At 65.1% G+C, this 16,012-nt stretch carries 14 protein-coding genes and 1 pseudogene; 5 read left to right on the forward strand and 10 right to left on the reverse strand.

Annotated features, from left to right (window positions below):
• Positions 1 to 7: 7 nt before the first annotated feature.
• Complete coding sequence (locus tag PFLCHA0_RS03555; protein WP_015634017.1) at positions 8 to 1,621, reverse strand: collagen-like triple helix repeat-containing protein; 1,614 nt, start codon at positions 1,619 to 1,621, stop codon at positions 8 to 10.
• A 416-nt stretch (positions 1,622 to 2,037) separates the two neighbouring features.
• Between PFLCHA0_RS03555 and PFLCHA0_RS03560 the strand changes: the two genes are divergently transcribed.
• Positions 2,038 to 2,487 carry a DMT family transporter gene (locus PFLCHA0_RS03560; protein ID WP_011059072.1) on the forward strand — a complete coding sequence of 150 codons (450 nt, stop codon included), beginning with the start codon at positions 2,038 to 2,040 and terminating at the stop codon, positions 2,485 to 2,487.
• 6 nt (positions 2,488 to 2,493) lie between these two features.
• On the opposite strand, the gene PFLCHA0_RS03565 is transcribed toward PFLCHA0_RS03560, so the two are convergent.
• Positions 2,494 to 3,348 carry a MaoC family dehydratase gene (locus PFLCHA0_RS03565; protein ID WP_015634019.1) on the reverse strand — a complete coding sequence of 285 codons (855 nt, stop codon included), beginning with the start codon at positions 3,346 to 3,348 and terminating at the stop codon, positions 2,494 to 2,496.
• A 2-nt stretch (positions 3,349 to 3,350) separates the two neighbouring features.
• Positions 3,351 to 4,703: a 3-oxoacyl-ACP reductase gene (locus PFLCHA0_RS03570; RefSeq protein ID WP_015634020.1), complete on the reverse strand. Its 1,353-nt coding sequence runs from the start codon at positions 4,701 to 4,703 to the stop codon at positions 3,351 to 3,353.
• A 130-nt stretch (positions 4,704 to 4,833) separates the two neighbouring features.
• Between PFLCHA0_RS03570 and PFLCHA0_RS03575 the strand changes: the two genes are divergently transcribed.
• Positions 4,834 to 6,111 carry an acetyl-CoA C-acetyltransferase gene (locus tag PFLCHA0_RS03575; protein ID WP_015634021.1) on the forward strand — a complete coding sequence of 426 codons (1,278 nt, stop codon included), beginning with the start codon at positions 4,834 to 4,836 and terminating at the stop codon, positions 6,109 to 6,111.
• An 83-nt stretch (positions 6,112 to 6,194) separates the two neighbouring features.
• On the opposite strand, the gene PFLCHA0_RS32235 is transcribed toward PFLCHA0_RS03575, so the two are convergent.
• The gene (locus tag PFLCHA0_RS32235; protein ID WP_370059466.1) at positions 6,195 to 6,962 is read right to left on the reverse strand and encodes a methyl-accepting chemotaxis protein; all 768 of its coding nucleotides are present in this window, start codon (positions 6,960 to 6,962) and stop codon (positions 6,195 to 6,197) included.
• Between the two features lie 90 nt (positions 6,963 to 7,052).
• Positions 7,053 to 8,141, reverse strand: a pseudogene (locus PFLCHA0_RS32240) (cache domain-containing protein); the annotation flags it as partial.
• Between the two features lie 443 nt (positions 8,142 to 8,584).
• On the opposite strand from PFLCHA0_RS32240, the gene PFLCHA0_RS03585 reads away from it, so the two are divergent.
• The gene (locus tag PFLCHA0_RS03585) at positions 8,585 to 9,481 is read left to right on the forward strand and encodes a PA4780 family RIO1-like protein kinase (protein ID WP_011059077.1); all 897 of its coding nucleotides are present in this window, start codon (positions 8,585 to 8,587) and stop codon (positions 9,479 to 9,481) included.
• 230 nt (positions 9,482 to 9,711) lie between these two features.
• Here the strand turns inward: PFLCHA0_RS03585 and cueR are convergent, their stop codons facing one another.
• From cueR to PFLCHA0_RS03600, 3 genes are all read right to left on the reverse strand, one after another.
• Positions 9,712 to 10,116, reverse strand: coding sequence for a Cu(I)-responsive transcriptional regulator (gene cueR / locus PFLCHA0_RS03590; RefSeq protein WP_011059078.1), 405 nt, complete (start codon positions 10,114 to 10,116; stop codon positions 9,712 to 9,714).
• A complete protein-coding gene (locus PFLCHA0_RS03595; protein WP_015634022.1) occupies positions 10,113 to 12,509 on the reverse strand; it encodes a heavy metal translocating P-type ATPase in 2,397 nt (798 codons plus the stop codon). Before PFLCHA0_RS03595 ends, cueR begins: the two co-directional genes overlap by 4 nt.
• A gap of 148 nt (positions 12,510 to 12,657) precedes the next feature.
• On the reverse strand, positions 12,658 to 13,041 hold the full coding sequence (locus PFLCHA0_RS03600) for a hypothetical protein (protein WP_011059080.1): 384 nt from the start codon (positions 13,039 to 13,041) through the stop codon (positions 12,658 to 12,660).
• Between the two features lie 145 nt (positions 13,042 to 13,186).
• On the opposite strand from PFLCHA0_RS03600, the gene PFLCHA0_RS03605 reads away from it, so the two are divergent.
• Both PFLCHA0_RS03605 and PFLCHA0_RS03610 read left to right on the forward strand, forming a co-directional pair.
• The gene (locus PFLCHA0_RS03605; RefSeq protein WP_011059081.1) at positions 13,187 to 13,384 is read left to right on the forward strand and encodes a heavy-metal-associated domain-containing protein; all 198 of its coding nucleotides are present in this window, start codon (positions 13,187 to 13,189) and stop codon (positions 13,382 to 13,384) included.
• 93 nt (positions 13,385 to 13,477) lie between these two features.
• Positions 13,478 to 14,674 (forward strand): multidrug effflux MFS transporter, encoded by a 1,197-nt coding sequence (locus PFLCHA0_RS03610; RefSeq protein ID WP_041751934.1) that lies wholly within the window; start codon positions 13,478 to 13,480, stop codon positions 14,672 to 14,674.
• Between the two features lies 1 nt (position 14,675).
• Here PFLCHA0_RS03610 and PFLCHA0_RS31800 read toward each other — a convergent pair whose 3' ends face one another.
• Positions 14,676 to 14,852 carry a hypothetical protein gene (locus PFLCHA0_RS31800; protein ID WP_015634024.1) on the reverse strand — a complete coding sequence of 59 codons (177 nt, stop codon included), beginning with the start codon at positions 14,850 to 14,852 and terminating at the stop codon, positions 14,676 to 14,678.
• 143 nt (positions 14,853 to 14,995) lie between these two features.
• The gene (locus PFLCHA0_RS03615) at positions 14,996 to 16,009 is read right to left on the reverse strand and encodes a zinc-binding alcohol dehydrogenase family protein (RefSeq protein ID WP_011059084.1); all 1,014 of its coding nucleotides are present in this window, start codon (positions 16,007 to 16,009) and stop codon (positions 14,996 to 14,998) included.
• Positions 16,010 to 16,012: the final 3 nt, after the last annotated feature.

Below are 16,012 nucleotides of genomic sequence, written 5' to 3' on the forward strand. Positions count from 1 at the left end.
GTGCAAATTATTTCTTGTTGCCGCCCAGGGCGCCGGTCAGGCCGCCGAGCACGCCACCCAGGCCGCCATTGAGGCCCGCACCGGCAGAGGCACTGCCACTGGCGCTGGCGTTGGCGCCAAGGCCACCGAGCAAGCCGCCACTGGGCGCTGTGCTGCCGTTGACCAGGCCGCCAACCGAAGCCACGGTGTTGCCCACGGCTCCAAGGGTGCTGCCCAAGGCGGTACCTATCGGATTGGCGCCACTATTGCTGGCCACGCCCGCGCCTACGTTGCTGACTGCGCCGCCCACCTGGCCCAGAAGACTGCTGGTCGGGCTACCCAGGCCGGTAGCTGCACCTACTTGCTGAGTCAGGCCGGCAACCGAACTGGTGACGGGGTTCAATGCCGAACCCAGGCTCACTCCGACGCTGGCCAATGGTGCAGTGACTACCAGGTTAGGGGTACCGCTGCCGCCCAGAGCGCCGCCTACCGAGGCGATCAGGTTGCCGGCTGCCGCTCCGGTGACCCCGCCTGCGCTAACGGTACCGTTGGTATTGCCGGCATTCAGGCCGTTGCTCAAGTTGGCCACTGCACCGCCGACAGTTTCCAGCAGGCCGTTGTTGCCGCCGAGGCCACTGCCATTCCCGGTTCCGCTACCCGAGTTGCTCACATAACCGCCGGCAGTGCCCACGGCCGTACTTGCGTTGCTCAGGGTGTTGCCCAACAGATTTGTTACAGGGTTGCCGTTGCCAGCGTCAGTGATCTTGTTACCGGTGCTGTCCACGGCCTGAGCTACGCCATTGAGCAGGCCTTTTACAGGGGAGCCAAGACCGGTGGCGCCGCCGATATTGCCGGTCACGTCTTCCGCCAGGCTGACCACTGGAACCAGTACCTTATCGCCGACATTGTCGGTCAGTGTTCCCAGAGGTCCGCTGCTGGTGACGGTGCTCAGGGTATTACCGAGCATGGTCACCCGGGTGCCTACGCCGCCGACTACCGGAGCCACCCTGGTCACCAGGCCACCCACTACCGGAACGCTCTGGGTGGTGGTTGCCAGTTTGCCGCTGAGGTCGGTGACCCCGGTACCCACATCGCTGACCACGTTGCCGACGGTGGCGGTGGTCTTGCTCAGGGCCTTGGGATCGGTGCCCAAAGTGCCGAGGCCGTTGGTCAGGCCGTCACCGACGGTGTCCACCACGTTGCCGGTGGTGTTGACGGCGCTTTGTACCACGCCTCCAACCACGGGTACGGTGGCCAGGGAAGTGCCCAGGCCGCTGACACCGGTACCGACGCCACTGAGGGTGGTACCCAGATCCGAGACCAGGCTGCTGGTCGTCAGGGGAGTGGTGGTACCGCCAGTTCCTCCGGTGCCGCCAGTTCCACCTGTGCCACCTGTGCCTCCGCCAGTGCCGCCGGTACCACCTGTGCCTCCACCGGTACCACCAGTGCCACCTCCAGTGCCTCCTGTTCCGCCGGTGCCGCCACCAGTGCCACCAGTGCCGTCAGTACCGCCGCTGGCACTGGCTGGCGAACTGCTGCCACCACTTTTATGACCGCCACCACCGCCGCTGCAGCCTGCCAGGCTGAGGGTCAGGATCATGGTTATTGCCGTTAACGCTTTCCATCCGAATTGAGTTTTCATGTCTGGTATTCCTTGCACCTGTTACAACGTTCGTTGTTTTCGATAGCTCTCCAGTTCTTGCGCTGGAGATACCTTCGTCCGTTGTCTACATAAAAGGCGCAGGGAATAAATTGAACAATTATGAACTTGGTATTAATGACTTATTTTGTTCGGTTAATTGATTTACAAGTAGCTAGTCTCAAAGTATTGGTTGGCGCTCCTAGTGTGTGATGAATTGTTTTAAAACAATGACTTGATGTTTTGTAGTGTCCTTGAAAAGTGCTCGTTCAACTAAAGTTATATATACACAATTAATAGGCAGTTTTTGTGCTGAGCTCGCGGTACTTGCACTTTTTCGCTGGCGTTTAATGGCTGGCAGGGGGATGGGATGGTGGCCTGGTTTATACTGCGCCGCCCAAAACTCTCTGGAGCTCAATATGCTGACGCCCGTCTGGTGGCTGCTGTGCCTGCCGTTTGTTGCCGGAGCCTTTCTCGCCCTGCAAGCCGGAATCAACGGTCAACTGGCCAAGCAGGTCGGCGGGGTGCTGGCTGCGGCCCTGATCTCTTTTTTCGTCGGCACCGCGGCGCTGCTGGTGCTGGTGGTGTTGCAGCGCGAAATGCCGACCCTGGGTGCCCTCAAGGGCCTGACCTGGTGGCATTGGTGCGGCGGCCTGCTGGGGGCGTTCTTCATTACCACGGCCGCCTTTGCCGGGCCGCGGGTCGGCGCCCTGCTGTTCATGTCGCTGGTGCTGGCCGGCCAGTTGAGCATGGCTCTGGCGCTGGACCACTTTGGCTGGGTAGGGTTTCGGGAAGCGCCGGTCAGCCTCGGCAAGATTGCCGGATTGCTGCTGATCGTCGTCGGGGTGGTGCTGATCCGCCGGGGCTGAGGCCCCTCAGGCGATGGGCTGCCAGTTGCCCAGCATATGCTGCAACTCGCCGCTGCCCAGCAACTGCAGTTCTCCGCTTGAACCCCCGGCACTGGCTAGCAGGCGTACGTCGCCGGGCAGCAGCACGGGCTTCATGAACTGCACCGTCACTTCGATGTTCGCTGCTGGCAGATGCTCGCTCAGGGCTGCCAGGGTGCGCGCCTTGTTCCACAGGCCATGGGCGATGGCCTGGGGAAAGCCGAACAGCCGGGCGCTCCAGGCGCTCAGGTGGATCGGGTTGTAGTCGCCGGAAACCCTGGCGTAGCGCCGGCCGATATCGCGCTCGGCGCGCCAGCAGGCGACTTCGCCGAGGTTGTCGGCGTTGGGCAAGTGTTGGCTGGAAGGTTCTCCCGCCAACTTGACTCCACGGCAGAGCATGCGGCTTTGCGCTTCCCAGAGGGGGCCCAGCAAATCGTCCACTGTGGTCACCAGGTCGAATGTTGCGCCTTTGGCGTGGGGTTGCAGGTTGCACACCTGGACCCCGATTCGAACGCTGCTGACATTGCCCATGGGGCGCAACACACGAATCCTGTTGCCCAGGTGAATCAGCCCCAGTAGCGGAAATGGAAAGTCCCGGGCAGTGAGCAGCTGCATCTGCAAGGGAAACGCCAGTACATGGGGGTAGGTCGCGGGCAGCAGGCCGTTATCGGCAAAGCCGCAGACCTTGCGGTAGCCCGCCAGTTGCCCGGGGGCCAGGCTGATCCAGCAGCGCAGGCCGTATTCGGGTAACTGCGTGCCGTTGATCCGTCGGCGCATTGCCGCTTTGAGAAACAGCGGCGGCAGGGACGCGGGCAGGTTCAGTTCGTGCCAGTGTGCAGTCATTTTCAGGCCCCCAATAGACTTTGTCCGCAGACCCGCAGGGCCTGCCCGCTGACGGCGCCGCTGCCCGGCTGGCCGAGCCAGGCCACCGCTTCGGCAACGTCCTGGGGCAGGCCGCCCTGGCCCAGGGAACTCATGCGCCTTCCAGCTTCGCGCAGGGCGAAGGGCACCTTGGCGGTCATCTGGGTCTCGATGAAGCCCGGCGCCACGGCATTGATGCTGATATCCCGGGCGTGCAGCAGCGGCGCCCAGGCCTGGGCCAGACCAATCAGCCCGGCCTTGCTGGCGGCGTAGTTGGTTTGCCCGCGGTTGCCGGCGATGCCGCTGATGGAGGCCAGCAGGATCACCCGGCCATGGTCGTGCAGGCGTGCGCTGTCCAGCAGGGCCTGGGTCAGCACCTGGGGCGCATTGAGGTTCACCGCCAGCACCGCGTCCCAGTATTCCGGGGTCATGTTGGCCAGGGTCTTGTCCCGGGTGATGCCGGCGTTGTGCACCAGGATGTCGATGCCCTCCGGCAGTTGCTCGATCAACTGTGCCGGAGCGTCTTCGGCGCAGATGTCCAGGCAGATGGCGCGGCCGCCGAGACGGGCCGCCAGGGCTTCCAGATCGGCCTTGACCTGGGGCACGTCCAGCAGCAGGACCTGGGCGCCGTCCCGGGCCAGGGTTTCGGCGATGGCCGCACCAATGCCGCGGGCGGCGCCGGTGACCAGGGCCTTGCGCCCGGCCAGCGGGCGGCTCCAGTCCTGGACCTGGGTCGCGCAGGGCTGCAAGCGGATCACCTGCCCGGAAACGTAGGCGCTCTTGGGCGAGAGAAAGAAGCGCAAGGCGCCTTCCAGCTGTTCTTCTGCTCCGGCTGCCACATACAGCAATTGCAGGGTGGCGCCGTTGCGCAGTTCCTTGGCCAGGGAGCGGCTGAAGCCTTCCAGGGCGCGCTGGGCGCTGGCGGCGAAGGGCTCGTCAAGGGTTTCCGGGGCGCGCCCGAGGATGACCAGGTGGGCGCTGGGCTCGAGGTTTCTCAGCAGTGGCTGGAAGAATTCCCGCAATTGCTTGAGCTGGTCGGTGTGCAGCAGCTCGCTGGCGTCGAACACCACGGCCTTGAGCCTGGGCCCGTGGCCCGGAATCCAGGGGGTGGCCAGGGACGGGTCGGCGCCATAGCTGTAGATGCCATCGGTCAGGCGCGGCGCCAGGGCGGCCACCTGTTGTGCCAGCGCGCCGCCGCCGAGCAACAGCGCACCTTCGATAGGCCGCAGGCGACCGGCTTGCCAGCGCTCCAGGCGTACCGGCGACGGCAGGCCAAGAGCCCCGACCAGGCGCTGGCCGATGGACGAGTTGGCGAAGTCGATATAACGGTCAGACATGGAACGCACTCCGAAGGTTGGGGTTCAAAGTGTGGACCATGAATGGCCCGGGGTCGTTCGATCGGCCAGATCCCTCCTACGCTGGAGGAGGTACCCACCGCAGTCGCACTCACAGAATAGGGAGCTTTCCATGACACAGCTGCGTCGCGTCGCGATTATCGGCGGCAACCGCATCCCCTTCGCCCGTTCCAACGGCCCCTATGCCACCGCCAGCAACCAGGCGATGCTCACCGCCGCCCTGGAGGGCCTGATCGAGCGCTACAACCTGCACGGCCTGCGCCTTGGCGAGGTGGCCGCCGGTGCCGTGCTCAAGCATTCCCGGGACTTCAACCTGACCCGCGAATGCGTGCTCGGCTCACGGCTTTCGCCCACCACCCCGGCCTACGATATCCAGCAGGCCTGCGGCACGGGCCTGGAAGCGGCGCTGCTGGTGGCCAACAAGATCGCCCTGGGGCAGATCGACTGCGGCATCGCCGGCGGGGTGGATACCACTTCGGATGCGCCGATCGGGGTCAACGAAGGCCTGCGCAAGATCCTGTTGCAGGCCAACCGCGCCAAGAGCACCGGCGACAAGCTCAAGACCCTGCTGCAACTGCGGCCCCATCACCTCAAGCCGGAACTGCCGCGCAATGGCGAGCCGCGCACCGGCTTGTCCATGGGCGAGCACTGCGAGCAGATGGCCAAGACCTGGAACATTGCCCGCGCCGATCAGGATCAACTGGCCCTGGAAAGCCATCAGAAAATGGCCGCCGCCTACGCCGAAGGCTGGCAGGACGACCTGATCACTCCCTTCCTCGGCCTGACCCGGGACAACAACCTGCGCCCGGACCTGACCCTGGAAAAGCTCGCCAGCCTCAAGCCGGCCTTCGACCGTAGCGCCAGCGGCACGCTGACGGCGGGCAACTCCACGCCCCTGACCGATGGCGCCTCGCTGGTGCTGTTGGGCAGTGAAGCGTGGGCCAGGGAGCGGGGCCTGCCGGTTCTTGCCTACCTGCGCGACGGCGAGGCCGCGGCGGTGGACTTCGTCAACGGCGCCGAGGGCCTGCTGATGGCCCCGGCATACGCCGTGCCGCGCTTGCTGGCGCGCAATGGCCTGAGCCTGCAGGACTTCGACTACTACGAGATCCACGAAGCCTTCGCCGCCCAGGTGCTGTGCACTCTCAAGGCCTGGGAAGACCCCGAATACTGCAAGGCCAGGCTGGGCCTGGAGGCACCTCTGGGCAGCATCGATCGCGCCCGGCTCAACGTCAAAGGCAGTTCCCTGGCGGCAGGGCACCCGTTTGCCGCCACCGGCGGGCGCATCGTCGCCAACCTGGCGAAGCTGCTGAGTGTGGCGGGGCAGGGGCGCGGGCTGATTTCCATCTGTGCCGCGGGCGGCCAGGGTGTGACGGCGATCATCGAGCGCTGAGGTTCGTGGCCTTCCCCGGCACGCAGGCTCCTACACAGAAATGCCGCCCATTCGTAGGAGCCGGCTTGCCGGCGAAAGCGTCTTCAGGTCTTGAAGCGCCGTACCAGGGCGTCCAGCTCATTGGACAGCCCCGCCAGGCTCTGGGAGTCCAGGCGCGCCGAGTTCGCCAGTTCCGCCACCAGTTGCGCATCGCCATGGATCTGGCTGATGTGCCGATTGATGTCTTCCGCCACCTGATGCTGCTCTTCGGCGGCGGTGGCGATCTGGGTGTTCATGTCGCGGATCACGTCCACCGATTCGCGGATCTGCCCGAAGCTGTTGCGCGCCAGGCCGATGCGGTTCACCGACTGCTGGGACACTTCCAGGCTGGCGTGCATCTGCTGGGTCACGGCGCTGGTGCGTTTGGCCAGGTTGCCCAGCAGCCCGTCGATCTCGGCAGTGGAGTCGGCGGTACGCTTGGCCAGGGCCCGCACCTCGTCGGCCACCACGGCAAAACCGCGACCCTGCTCCCCGGCCCGGGCGGCCTCGATGGCCGCGTTCAGCGCCAGCAGGTTGGTCTGTTCGGCGATCGAGCGGATGGTGCCGAGGATCGACTGGATGTCGGTGCTGTCGCGTTCCAGTTGCTGCATCGACTGCGCCGACTGTTCGATCTCCTGGCTCAGGCGATCGACGCTGTGCACCGCGTCATCGATCTGCTGCTGGCCTTCCCGGGCCTGGCGCTGGCCACTGTCCGCCGACTCGGCGGCCTGGCTGCAGGAGCGGGCCACTTCGTTGGCGGTGGCGACCATTTCGTGGAAGGCGGTGGACACCATGTCCACCGCTTCGCGCTGGCGCCCGGCGGCTTCGGCCATGTCGCTGGAGACCTGGGTCGAACTGTGGGAAGTGGCGAGGATCTTCTGCGCGGCCTGGCCGATGCTCTGGATCAGGTTGCGGATTGCCGCCAGGAACTGGTTGAACCAGTTGGCTAACTGCGCGGTTTCGTCGCTGCCACGGATATTCAGACTGCGGGTCAGATCGCCTTCGCCTTGGGCAATGCCTTCCAGGCCACTGGCCACGCCGCGGATCGGCCGCACGATGAGGCTGGCGAAACTCGCCCCGAGCACTGCGAACAGCACCGCCAGGATCGCGGCAATACCGGCGATGATCCAGGTCAGCTGGGTGGCCGCGCCCATGACTTCGTTCTGCTTGATCAGGCCGATGAAGGTCCAGCCCAGTTGCTCCGAAGGCCAGACGTTGGCCATGTAGTGCTCGCCGCCCAGTTCCACCTGCACCAGGCCTTTGCCGGCCTTGGCCAGTTGCGCGTACCCCTCGCCGAGGCTGCCCAGGGCCTTGAAGTTGTGCTCCGGCTGCTTGGGGTCCACCAGCACCGTGCCGTTGTTTTCCATCAGCATCAGGTAGCCCGATTCGCCCAGCTTGATCTGTTTGACGATCTCGGTGAGCTGCTTGAGCGACACGTCGACTGCGACCACGCCGCCCTGGGGGCCCAACTGGTTGGCCAGCGAGCGCACGGTGCTGACCAGCACCGCATCGTCGCTGGCCCAGTAATAGGCCTCGGTGCGCAGGGTCTTGCCCGGGTTGGCCTGGGCGGTCTTGTACCAGGGGCGTACGCGGGGGTCGTAGTTGGCCAGCTTCAGGTCGGCGGGCCAGGAGACGTATCCGCCGTTGCTCACGCCATAGGACACATAGGAATAGGCAGGATGGCTGGCGGCCATGGCGGCGAACAGCTCGAAGATTCGTTTGTCCTGCTCGCCTTCCGGGGCCTTCGCGGCATCGGCGCTCATCCAGGTCTTGAGGTTGTCGCCGGCCTGGGTGATCAAGGGTTGAGCGGCCAGGTAATCGATGTTCTGGCTGATGCCTTCGAAGAACAGCTGCATGGCGTTGGCCACTTGGCGGATCTCGCGGCCGCTGCCGTCGACGAAGGTGTTTTCGGCCTCGCTGCGCAGGTTGATCACCACCAGCGTGGCTACCAGCACCACGGGCAGGCTGGCGATGACGGCAAAGGCCCAGGTCAATTTCTGTTTGATGTTCATCCGCGCTCCAGTTTTTTGTAAGACCACGAAGTGCAGGCGACTCGCGGATTTATCGGCAGCTTGAAAGATGACGCTGATTGCATCCCTGGGGTGAAGTCGAGCCCGCGGCGATCGAACCTTGGCCGGTGGCTGACGTCTTTATTGGATTGTCGGACAAACTCCCTGTCTCTCTGAGGGCTTCGGCTGGCGCCGGGCAATATTGAGCCGCAGGCAGAAAAAAACTTCCGCGGGCAGGCCCGCGAAGGGGCTGGCCTGAGTGCCACTGATGGACGGTTGCGGACGCCGTCTCGGCTATGATCCTTGGCGGCGTCGATGGATTGATCTGGCACATTGAGTGCATTGCTGTCGCTCGGTGGTCGGCAGCCCTTTCCCGTCGTGGGAGGATTGCCGTATAACGAGTGACTTTCGCGTGTTTGGTAACAAGGGACCCACAATAAAAGCTGATGAAGACTCCAAAACGCATTGAACCGCTGATCGAAGACGGTCTGGTAGACGAGGTGCTGCGCCCACTCATGAGTGGTAAAGAGGCAGCTGTGTATGTGGTGCGCTGCGGCAACGAGCTACGTTGCGCCAAGGTCTACAAGGAGGCGAACAAACGCAGTTTCCGTCAGGCGGCGGAGTATCAGGAGGGGCGCAAGGTTCGTAACAGCCGTCAGGCGCGGGCCATGGCCAAGGGCTCGAAGTTCGGGCGCAAGGAAACCGAGGACGCCTGGCAGAACGCCGAAGTGGCGGCGTTGTTCCGCCTGGCCAATGCCGGGGTGCGGGTGCCCAAGCCGTTCGACTTCCTCGAAGGTGTGCTGTTGATGGAGTTGGTGGCCGACGAGTACGGCGATGCGGCACCGCGGCTCAACGATGTGGTGCTGGAACCGGACCAGGCCCGTGAATATCACGCCTTCCTGATTTCCCAGATCGTGCTGATGTTGTGTACCGGCCTGGTGCACGGTGACCTTTCCGAGTTCAACGTGCTGCTGACTCCGGATGGCCCGGTGATCATCGACCTGCCCCAGGCGGTGGATGCTGCCGGCAACAACCATGCCTTCAGCATGCTGGAGCGTGACGTCGGCAACATGGCGTCCTATTTCGGGCGTTTTGCCCCGGAACTCAAGGGCACTCGGTATGCCAAGGAAATGTGGGCCCTGTACGAGGCTGGCACCTTGCATCCGGGCAGCGTGCTGACCGGCGAGTTCGACGACCCCGAAGAACTGGCGGATGTCGGCAGCGTGATCCGCGAGATCGAGGCGGCGCGCCTGGACGAGGAGCGTCGCCAGGCTGTGCGCGCGGCGGATGATGCGCCGCCGGGCAAATCCGAAGAACCACCGCCTCCGCCCTGGATGCAGTGATGCCATAAAAAAATCCGGCCTTGGCCGGATTTTTCATTCCCGCAAACTACCCGGCCCCTTGGCCCCTTGCACCTTGTAGCCGCTGCCGAAGGCTGCGCACGGCCCGAAGGGACGCAGGGATCTTGAGGGCGCTGAGGTCTGGCGGGAGATCGCCAAGCAAGGTCCTGCGGGCCTTTTCGCAGCCTCGCCCAGGGCTCGGCAGCGGCTACATGGGGCGGCAGGTCGCAGGCTCAGGATCCGCAGCAACTGCCCGAGGCCAGTTCCTTGAGGATCGGGCAGTCCGGGCGGTGGTCGCCCTGGCAGTGCTCCACCAGGTCCTGCAGGGTGTCGCGCAGCCCTGCCAGCTCGCGGATCTTCTGGTTCAACTCGTCGATATGCTGGCGGGCCAGGGCCTTCACATCGGCGCTGGCCCGCTGCCGGTCCTGCCACAGGGTCAGCAGCTTGCCCACCTCCTCCAGGGAAAACCCCAGGTCCCGGGAGCGCTTGATGAAGGCCAGGCTGTGCAGGTCGTCATCGCCATACAGGCGATAGCCGCTGTCACTGCGATGGGCGGGCTTGAGCAGGCCGATGGACTCGTAGTAACGGATCATCTTGGCGCTCAGGCCGCTCTTTCGGGCTGCTTGGCCGATGTTCATTCGGCGTTCTCCAGGTCTTTGGGTTTCCAGGTTTTCAACAGTAGCGCATTGCTGACCACGCTGACGCTGGACAGCGCCATGGCCGCCCCGGCGAGCACCGGGTTGAGCAGGCCGAAGGCCGCCAGCGGGATGCCGATCAGGTTGTAGACGAAGGCCCAGAACAGGTTCTGGCGAATCTTCGCGTAGGTCTTGCGGCTGATTTCCAGGGCCGCCGGGATCAACCGTGGATCGCCGCGCATCAGGGTGATGCCGGCCGCATGCATGGCCACGTCGGTGCCGCCGCCCATGGCGATGCCGATGTCCGCCGCCGCGAGGGCCGGGGCGTCGTTGATACCATCCCCGACCATGGCCACCACGCCGGTCTTTTTCAGCTCGGCCACCGTGGCCGCCTTATCCGCCGGCAGCACTTCGGCGTGCACGTCGGTGATGCCCAGGGCGTCGGCCACCACCTTGGCGCTGCCGCGGTTGTCGCCGGTCAGCAAATGGCTGCTGATATGCCGTGCATTGAGTTGCTGCACCGCCTGCAACGCGCCGGGCTTGAGGGTGTCGCCAAAGGCGAACAGGCCCAGCACCCGGGATTGCGGGCTCTGCTCGATCAGCCAGGACAGGGTCCGGCCTTCGTGTTCCCAGTCCCTGGCCGCCTGGGCCAGGTCGCCGGGGTTGAGGCCGCTTTCTTCCAGCAGGCGGCGGTTGCCCAGGGCCAGTTGGCGGCCCTCCAGGGTGCCGGCGATGCCTCGCCCGGTGAGGGACTGGCTGGCGCTGACGTCAGCCACCGGCAGTTGGCGTTCCTGGCACAGGTCCAGCACGGCCTTGGCCAGAGGGTGCTCACTGCCGCGCTGCAGGGCACCGGCCAGTTGCAGCACGCTGTTTTCATCGCCTTCCACCGCCTGCATATGGGCGATGCGCGGGGTGCCGGAGGTCAGGGTGCCGGTCTTGTCGAAGACCACCGAACTGACTTCGTGGGCCCGCTCCAGGGCTTCGGCATCCTTGATCAGGATGCCGTGGCGGGCCGCCACGCCGGTGCCGGCCATGATCGCCGTGGGTGTGGCCAGCCCCAGGGCGCAAGGGCAGGCGATCACCAGCACCGCCACGGCGTTGATCACCGCGGTTTCCAGCGGTGCGCCGTACAGCCACCAGCCCACCAGCGTGATCAGCGCCAGCACCAGGACAGTGGGCACGAACACCTGGCTGACTTTATCCACCAGTTTCTGGATCGGTGCCTTGCCGGCCTGGGCGTCTTCCACCAGGCGAATGATCCGCGCCAGCACGGTTTCCGCCCCCAGGGCCAGGGTGCGCACCAGCAGCCGGCCTTCGCCGTTGATGGCGCCACCGGTGACCTTGTCGCCGGGTTGCTTGGGCACGGGCAGGCTCTCGCCGCTGATCAGCGCTTCATCGGCATGGCTCTGGCCTTCGATGACTTCGCCGTCCACCGGAAAGCGCTCGCCGGGCTTGACCAGCACCAGGTCACCCAGGCGCAAGGCGCTGATCGCCACTTCCTGTTCGCGGCCGTCGATGACCTGGATCGCCCGCTCCGGACGCAGGGCTTCCAGGGCGCGGATGGCACTGGCGGTCTGGCGCTTGGCGCGGCTTTCCAGGTATTTGCCCAGCAGCACCAGGGCGATTACCACCGCCGAGGCCTCGAAGTACAGGTGCGGCATGCTGCCCGCGGCGGCGGTGGCCCATTCGTACAGGCTCAGGCCATAGCCGGCGCTGGTGCCCAGGGCCACCAGCAGGTCCATGTTGCCGCTGCCGGCGCGCACGGCCTTCCAGGCCGCGACATAAAAGCGTGCACCGAAGATGAACTGCACCGGGGTGGCCAGGGCGAACTGGGCCCAGGCCGGAAGCATCCAGTGCAGGCCGAACGGCTGCACCAGCATCGGCAGCACCAGGGGCAGGGCCAGGAGGATGGCCAGCACCAGGCTCCAGCGCTCGCGTCGCAGGTTCTGCTGTTGCTCGTCGCCCTGTTTCTGCTCGGCCTGCCACAGGCTGGCGGAGTAGCCGGCCTGGGTCACGGCATTGACCAGCAGCGTCGGGTCGACCTGGCCCAGCAGTTCGACATGGGCACGCTCGGTGGCCAGGTTGACGCTGGCGCTGCGGACGCCGGGGAGTTTGTTCAAGGCGCGTTCGACTCGCCCGGCGCAGGTGGCGCAGGTCATGCCGCCGATGCTCAGTTCGACGGCTTGCACCGGCACGCTGTAGCCGGCGTTTTCCACGGCTTCCAGCAGGGCCGGCAGGCTGTCTTGCGGTGCTTCGACCCGAGCCTGTTCCGTGGCCAGGTTGACGCTGACCGTGCGAATGCCGGCGACCTTGCCCAGGGCACGCTCTACGCGCCCGGCGCAACTGGCGCAGGTCATGCCGGCAATCGGCAGGTCGAAAGTGGTTGATTCAGGCATGGCGACGCTCCCTGTGAATGTTGCCTACAGGATCAACCTTGCCACGCAGGCAAGGTCAAGGGGGCATTGCACGGGTGCTTCATTTTGTCCCAGGGGCTGCTCGCAGTGCGCGAACAGCAGGCCCGGGAGCTCGGCAGGGGGCGGGGTGTCAGTATTCCAGGGCGGCGGGCTTGAGGTACATGCCCGAGGCGTTCATGGCGATGCGGAACTTCAGCACATCGCCAGCCCGCAGGCTGATGTCCTGGGAACTCGGGGCAAGCAGCCCGGCATTGCAGCCCGGGGCCTGGCCTGGCAGCAGTTTCAGGCGCAGAGAAACCTTGCCCGGCGGCAGGTTGAACGAGGCGCTCTGTTCCTGGAACAGCCGACCGGCAAGCTGGTCCTGGATGTACAGGCCGATCTCGCAGGACGTGGCGACTTCCAGCCGCTCCCTGGAAATGATCAGCACGCCGTAGTCCTCTCCGGCGGCCAGCGCCGATGGGGTTGCCGCGAACAGGCCCAGGAGGCCGACGAGGCTGAAAGTTGACCAGCGCATGGCTGAATCTCCCGCTGTTATGTCGTAAGACGTGCAGCTTGGCCGAGCGCGCCGCCGATTTCCAGCCCGGCAGATCAATCCGGAACTTGACCTTGCCACGGTGGCAAGGACAAGACTTGCTCCAACCCAATACAGGAGAAGCGCAATGCAAGTATTCAACGTTCAAGGCATGTCCTGCGGTCACTGTGTGCGTGCCATCACCCAGGCGCTGCAAAGCAAGGACCCGGCGGCCACCGTGCGGGTGGATCTGGCGGCCAAGGAAGTCGGAGTCGAGAGCCGCCTGTCCAGCGATGAGGTGATCAGCCTGATCAGCGAGGAAGGCTACGCGGTCAAGGTTGCCTGAGCCTTTTTATATAGTTAGCGACCTATCGGAATGTTCAAGGCGTCCAAGCGCGGCTAGACTGTGCGACCGCTGACCAACGCTCGTTTGGATGCCATGAACCTCCGCACAATCCTGATTCTCGGCGCTCTGAGCGCTTTCGGCCCGCTGGCCATCGACTTCTACTTGCCGGCCTTCCCCTCGATGGCCCTGGCTTTCGGCACCGATGAAAAACACGTTCAGCTGACCCTGGCCGCCTACTTCCTCGGCCTGTCCATCGGCCAGTTGGCCTATGGCCCGGTGGCCGATCGTTTTGGCCGGCGCCTGCCGCTGCTGGCGGGGGTGGGCCTGTTCACGCTGGCCTCCCTGGCCTGCGCCTATGCGCCGAACCTGGAATGGCTGATCGGCGCACGCTTTGTCCAGGCCCTGGGCGGATGCGCCGGGATTGTGATTTCCCGGGCCGTGGTCAGCGACAAGTGCGATGCGGTGGGTTCGGCCAAGGTCTTCTCCCAACTGATGCTGGTGATGGGCCTGGCCCCGATCCTGGCGCCAATGCTGGGCGGCCTGCTGGTCAACCTCTACGGCTGGCAGTCGATCTTCATCATGCTCACGGTGTTCAGTGCACTGTCCGGGCTGGCAGTGGCCCTGGGCCTGCCGGAAAGCATGCCGGCCACCCGCCCGCGCCTGCCTCTGTCCGGGGCGCTGCGCCAATATGGCCTGCTGCTGTCGGACCGGGTATTTCTCGGCCATGCCTTGACCGGCGGGATCGCCATTGCCGGGATGTTTTCCTATATTGCCGGTTCGCCCTTTGTCTTCATCAAGCTCTATGGCGTGCCAGCGGAGCACTTCGGCTGGTTCTTCGGGATCAATGCCGGGGGCTTCATCCTGGTGGCGCAGATCAATGCGCGCCTGCTGGCCAAGCGTGGCCCGGCGTTCCTGCTGGCGCGCACCGTGTGGATCTACCTGGCAGCGGGCCTGACCCTGCTCGGCGTCAGTGCCTTGCACACCAGTGCGCTCTGGCCGCTGCTGCTGCCGCTGTTCGTGTGTATCGCCAGCCTGGGCTGCATCATTCCCAATGCCGCAGCCTGCGCCATGAATGGTCAGGGCGCACGGGCCGGCAGCGCCTCGGCGATGCTCGGTTGCCTGCAATTCAGCGTGGCTGCAGGGGCGGCGTACCTGGTGGGTGTGCTGCATGACGGCAGCGCCATGCCGATGGCCATGGTCATCAGCCTGTGCGGTGTGCTGGCGGTGAGCATGGCGGTCATGACCCGGCGCTTGCAGAATGCCCGGGCGCTGAAGGCTGCCGAGCTCTGAGTCAGCCGGTGGCGCGCTGGCTCTGGGGAATCGGGTGGGGGGCTTGCAGGCGGCTTTGCAGGGTCTGGGTGAAGGCCCGGGCTTCGGCCTCGCTGCGGAACGTCACCACATGCTGGTCGAGCCGCACCTGCCATTGAGAGCCCTGGGGGTGTGCCAATTCTTTTATCAGGATCTTCATTGCTGACCTCCTAACGGTAAAAGACTGCGCTGCAAGGGCCCCCAGTGTAGACCCGAATACGGTCACAAATATGACCGGAATCAACTCTCGGACTGACGGCAGCCAGCACCTTTTACCGGTGCCGGCTGCCGTTCGTTAACGCCTCAGAAACCTTCGAGGACGATCTTGCCGCGAGCCTTGCCGCTCTCCAGCAGGGCGTGGGCGCGGCGCAGGTTGGCTGCGTTGATCTGGCCGAAGTGCTCACCCACCGTGGTCTTCAAGGTGCCGGCGTCAATCAGTTCGGCGACCCGGTTGAGCAGCACGTGCTGCTCTTGCATGTCGGCGGTTTCGAACAGCGAGCGGGTGTACATGAACTCCCAGTGCAACGACAGGCTCTTGCGCTTGAGCTTGGTCACGTCGAGGCTTTTCGGATCGTCGATCAGCGCCAGCTTGCCCTGGGGTGCCAGGGCTTCCACCAGTTGGTCGAGGTGGGCATCGGTCTGGGTCAGGCTGGCGACGTGGGTCACCTGGCCTGCGCCAATGCGCTGGAGTTCGGCGCTCAGTGGCTGGCTGTGGTCCACCACCGCATGGGCGCCCAGCTCGCGGACCCAGGCCTGGGTCTGTTCGCGGGAGGCACTGCCGATCACCTTGAGGCCGGTGAGCTGACGGGCCAGTTGGGTGAGGATCGAACCGACCCCGCCGGCAGCGCCGACGATCAGCAGGCTCTGGCCTTTGTCAGCCGGCTCCTGGCTGATCTGCAGGCGTTCGAACAGCAGCTCCCAGGCGGTGATCGCGGTCAGCGGCAGGGCGGCGGCCGCGGCGAAGTCCAGGCTCTTGGGCATGTGGCCGACGATCCGTTCATCCACAGTGTGCAGCTCACTGTTACCGCCGGCCCGGGCGATGGAGCCGGCGTAGAACACCCGGTCACCGACCTTGAACAGGCTGACGTCGCTGCCCACGGCCTTGACCACCCCGGCCACGTCCCAGCCCAGCACCTTGGCCGCGCCACCTTCGGGCTGGACGTTCTGGCGCACCTTGGTGTCCACCGGGTTGACCGAGATGGCCCTGACTTCCACCAGCAGATCGCGAGGGCCGGCCACGGGCTCGGGCAGCTCGATGTCTTGCAGGGACTTGGGATCGTCGATGGGCAGGGAAGCGTAATAGGCGATGGCTTTCATGTT

Origin of the sequence: Pseudomonas protegens CHA0 (assembly GCF_000397205.1) — a bacterium.
GTDB lineage: Bacteria > Pseudomonadota > Gammaproteobacteria > Pseudomonadales > Pseudomonadaceae > Aquipseudomonas > Aquipseudomonas protegens.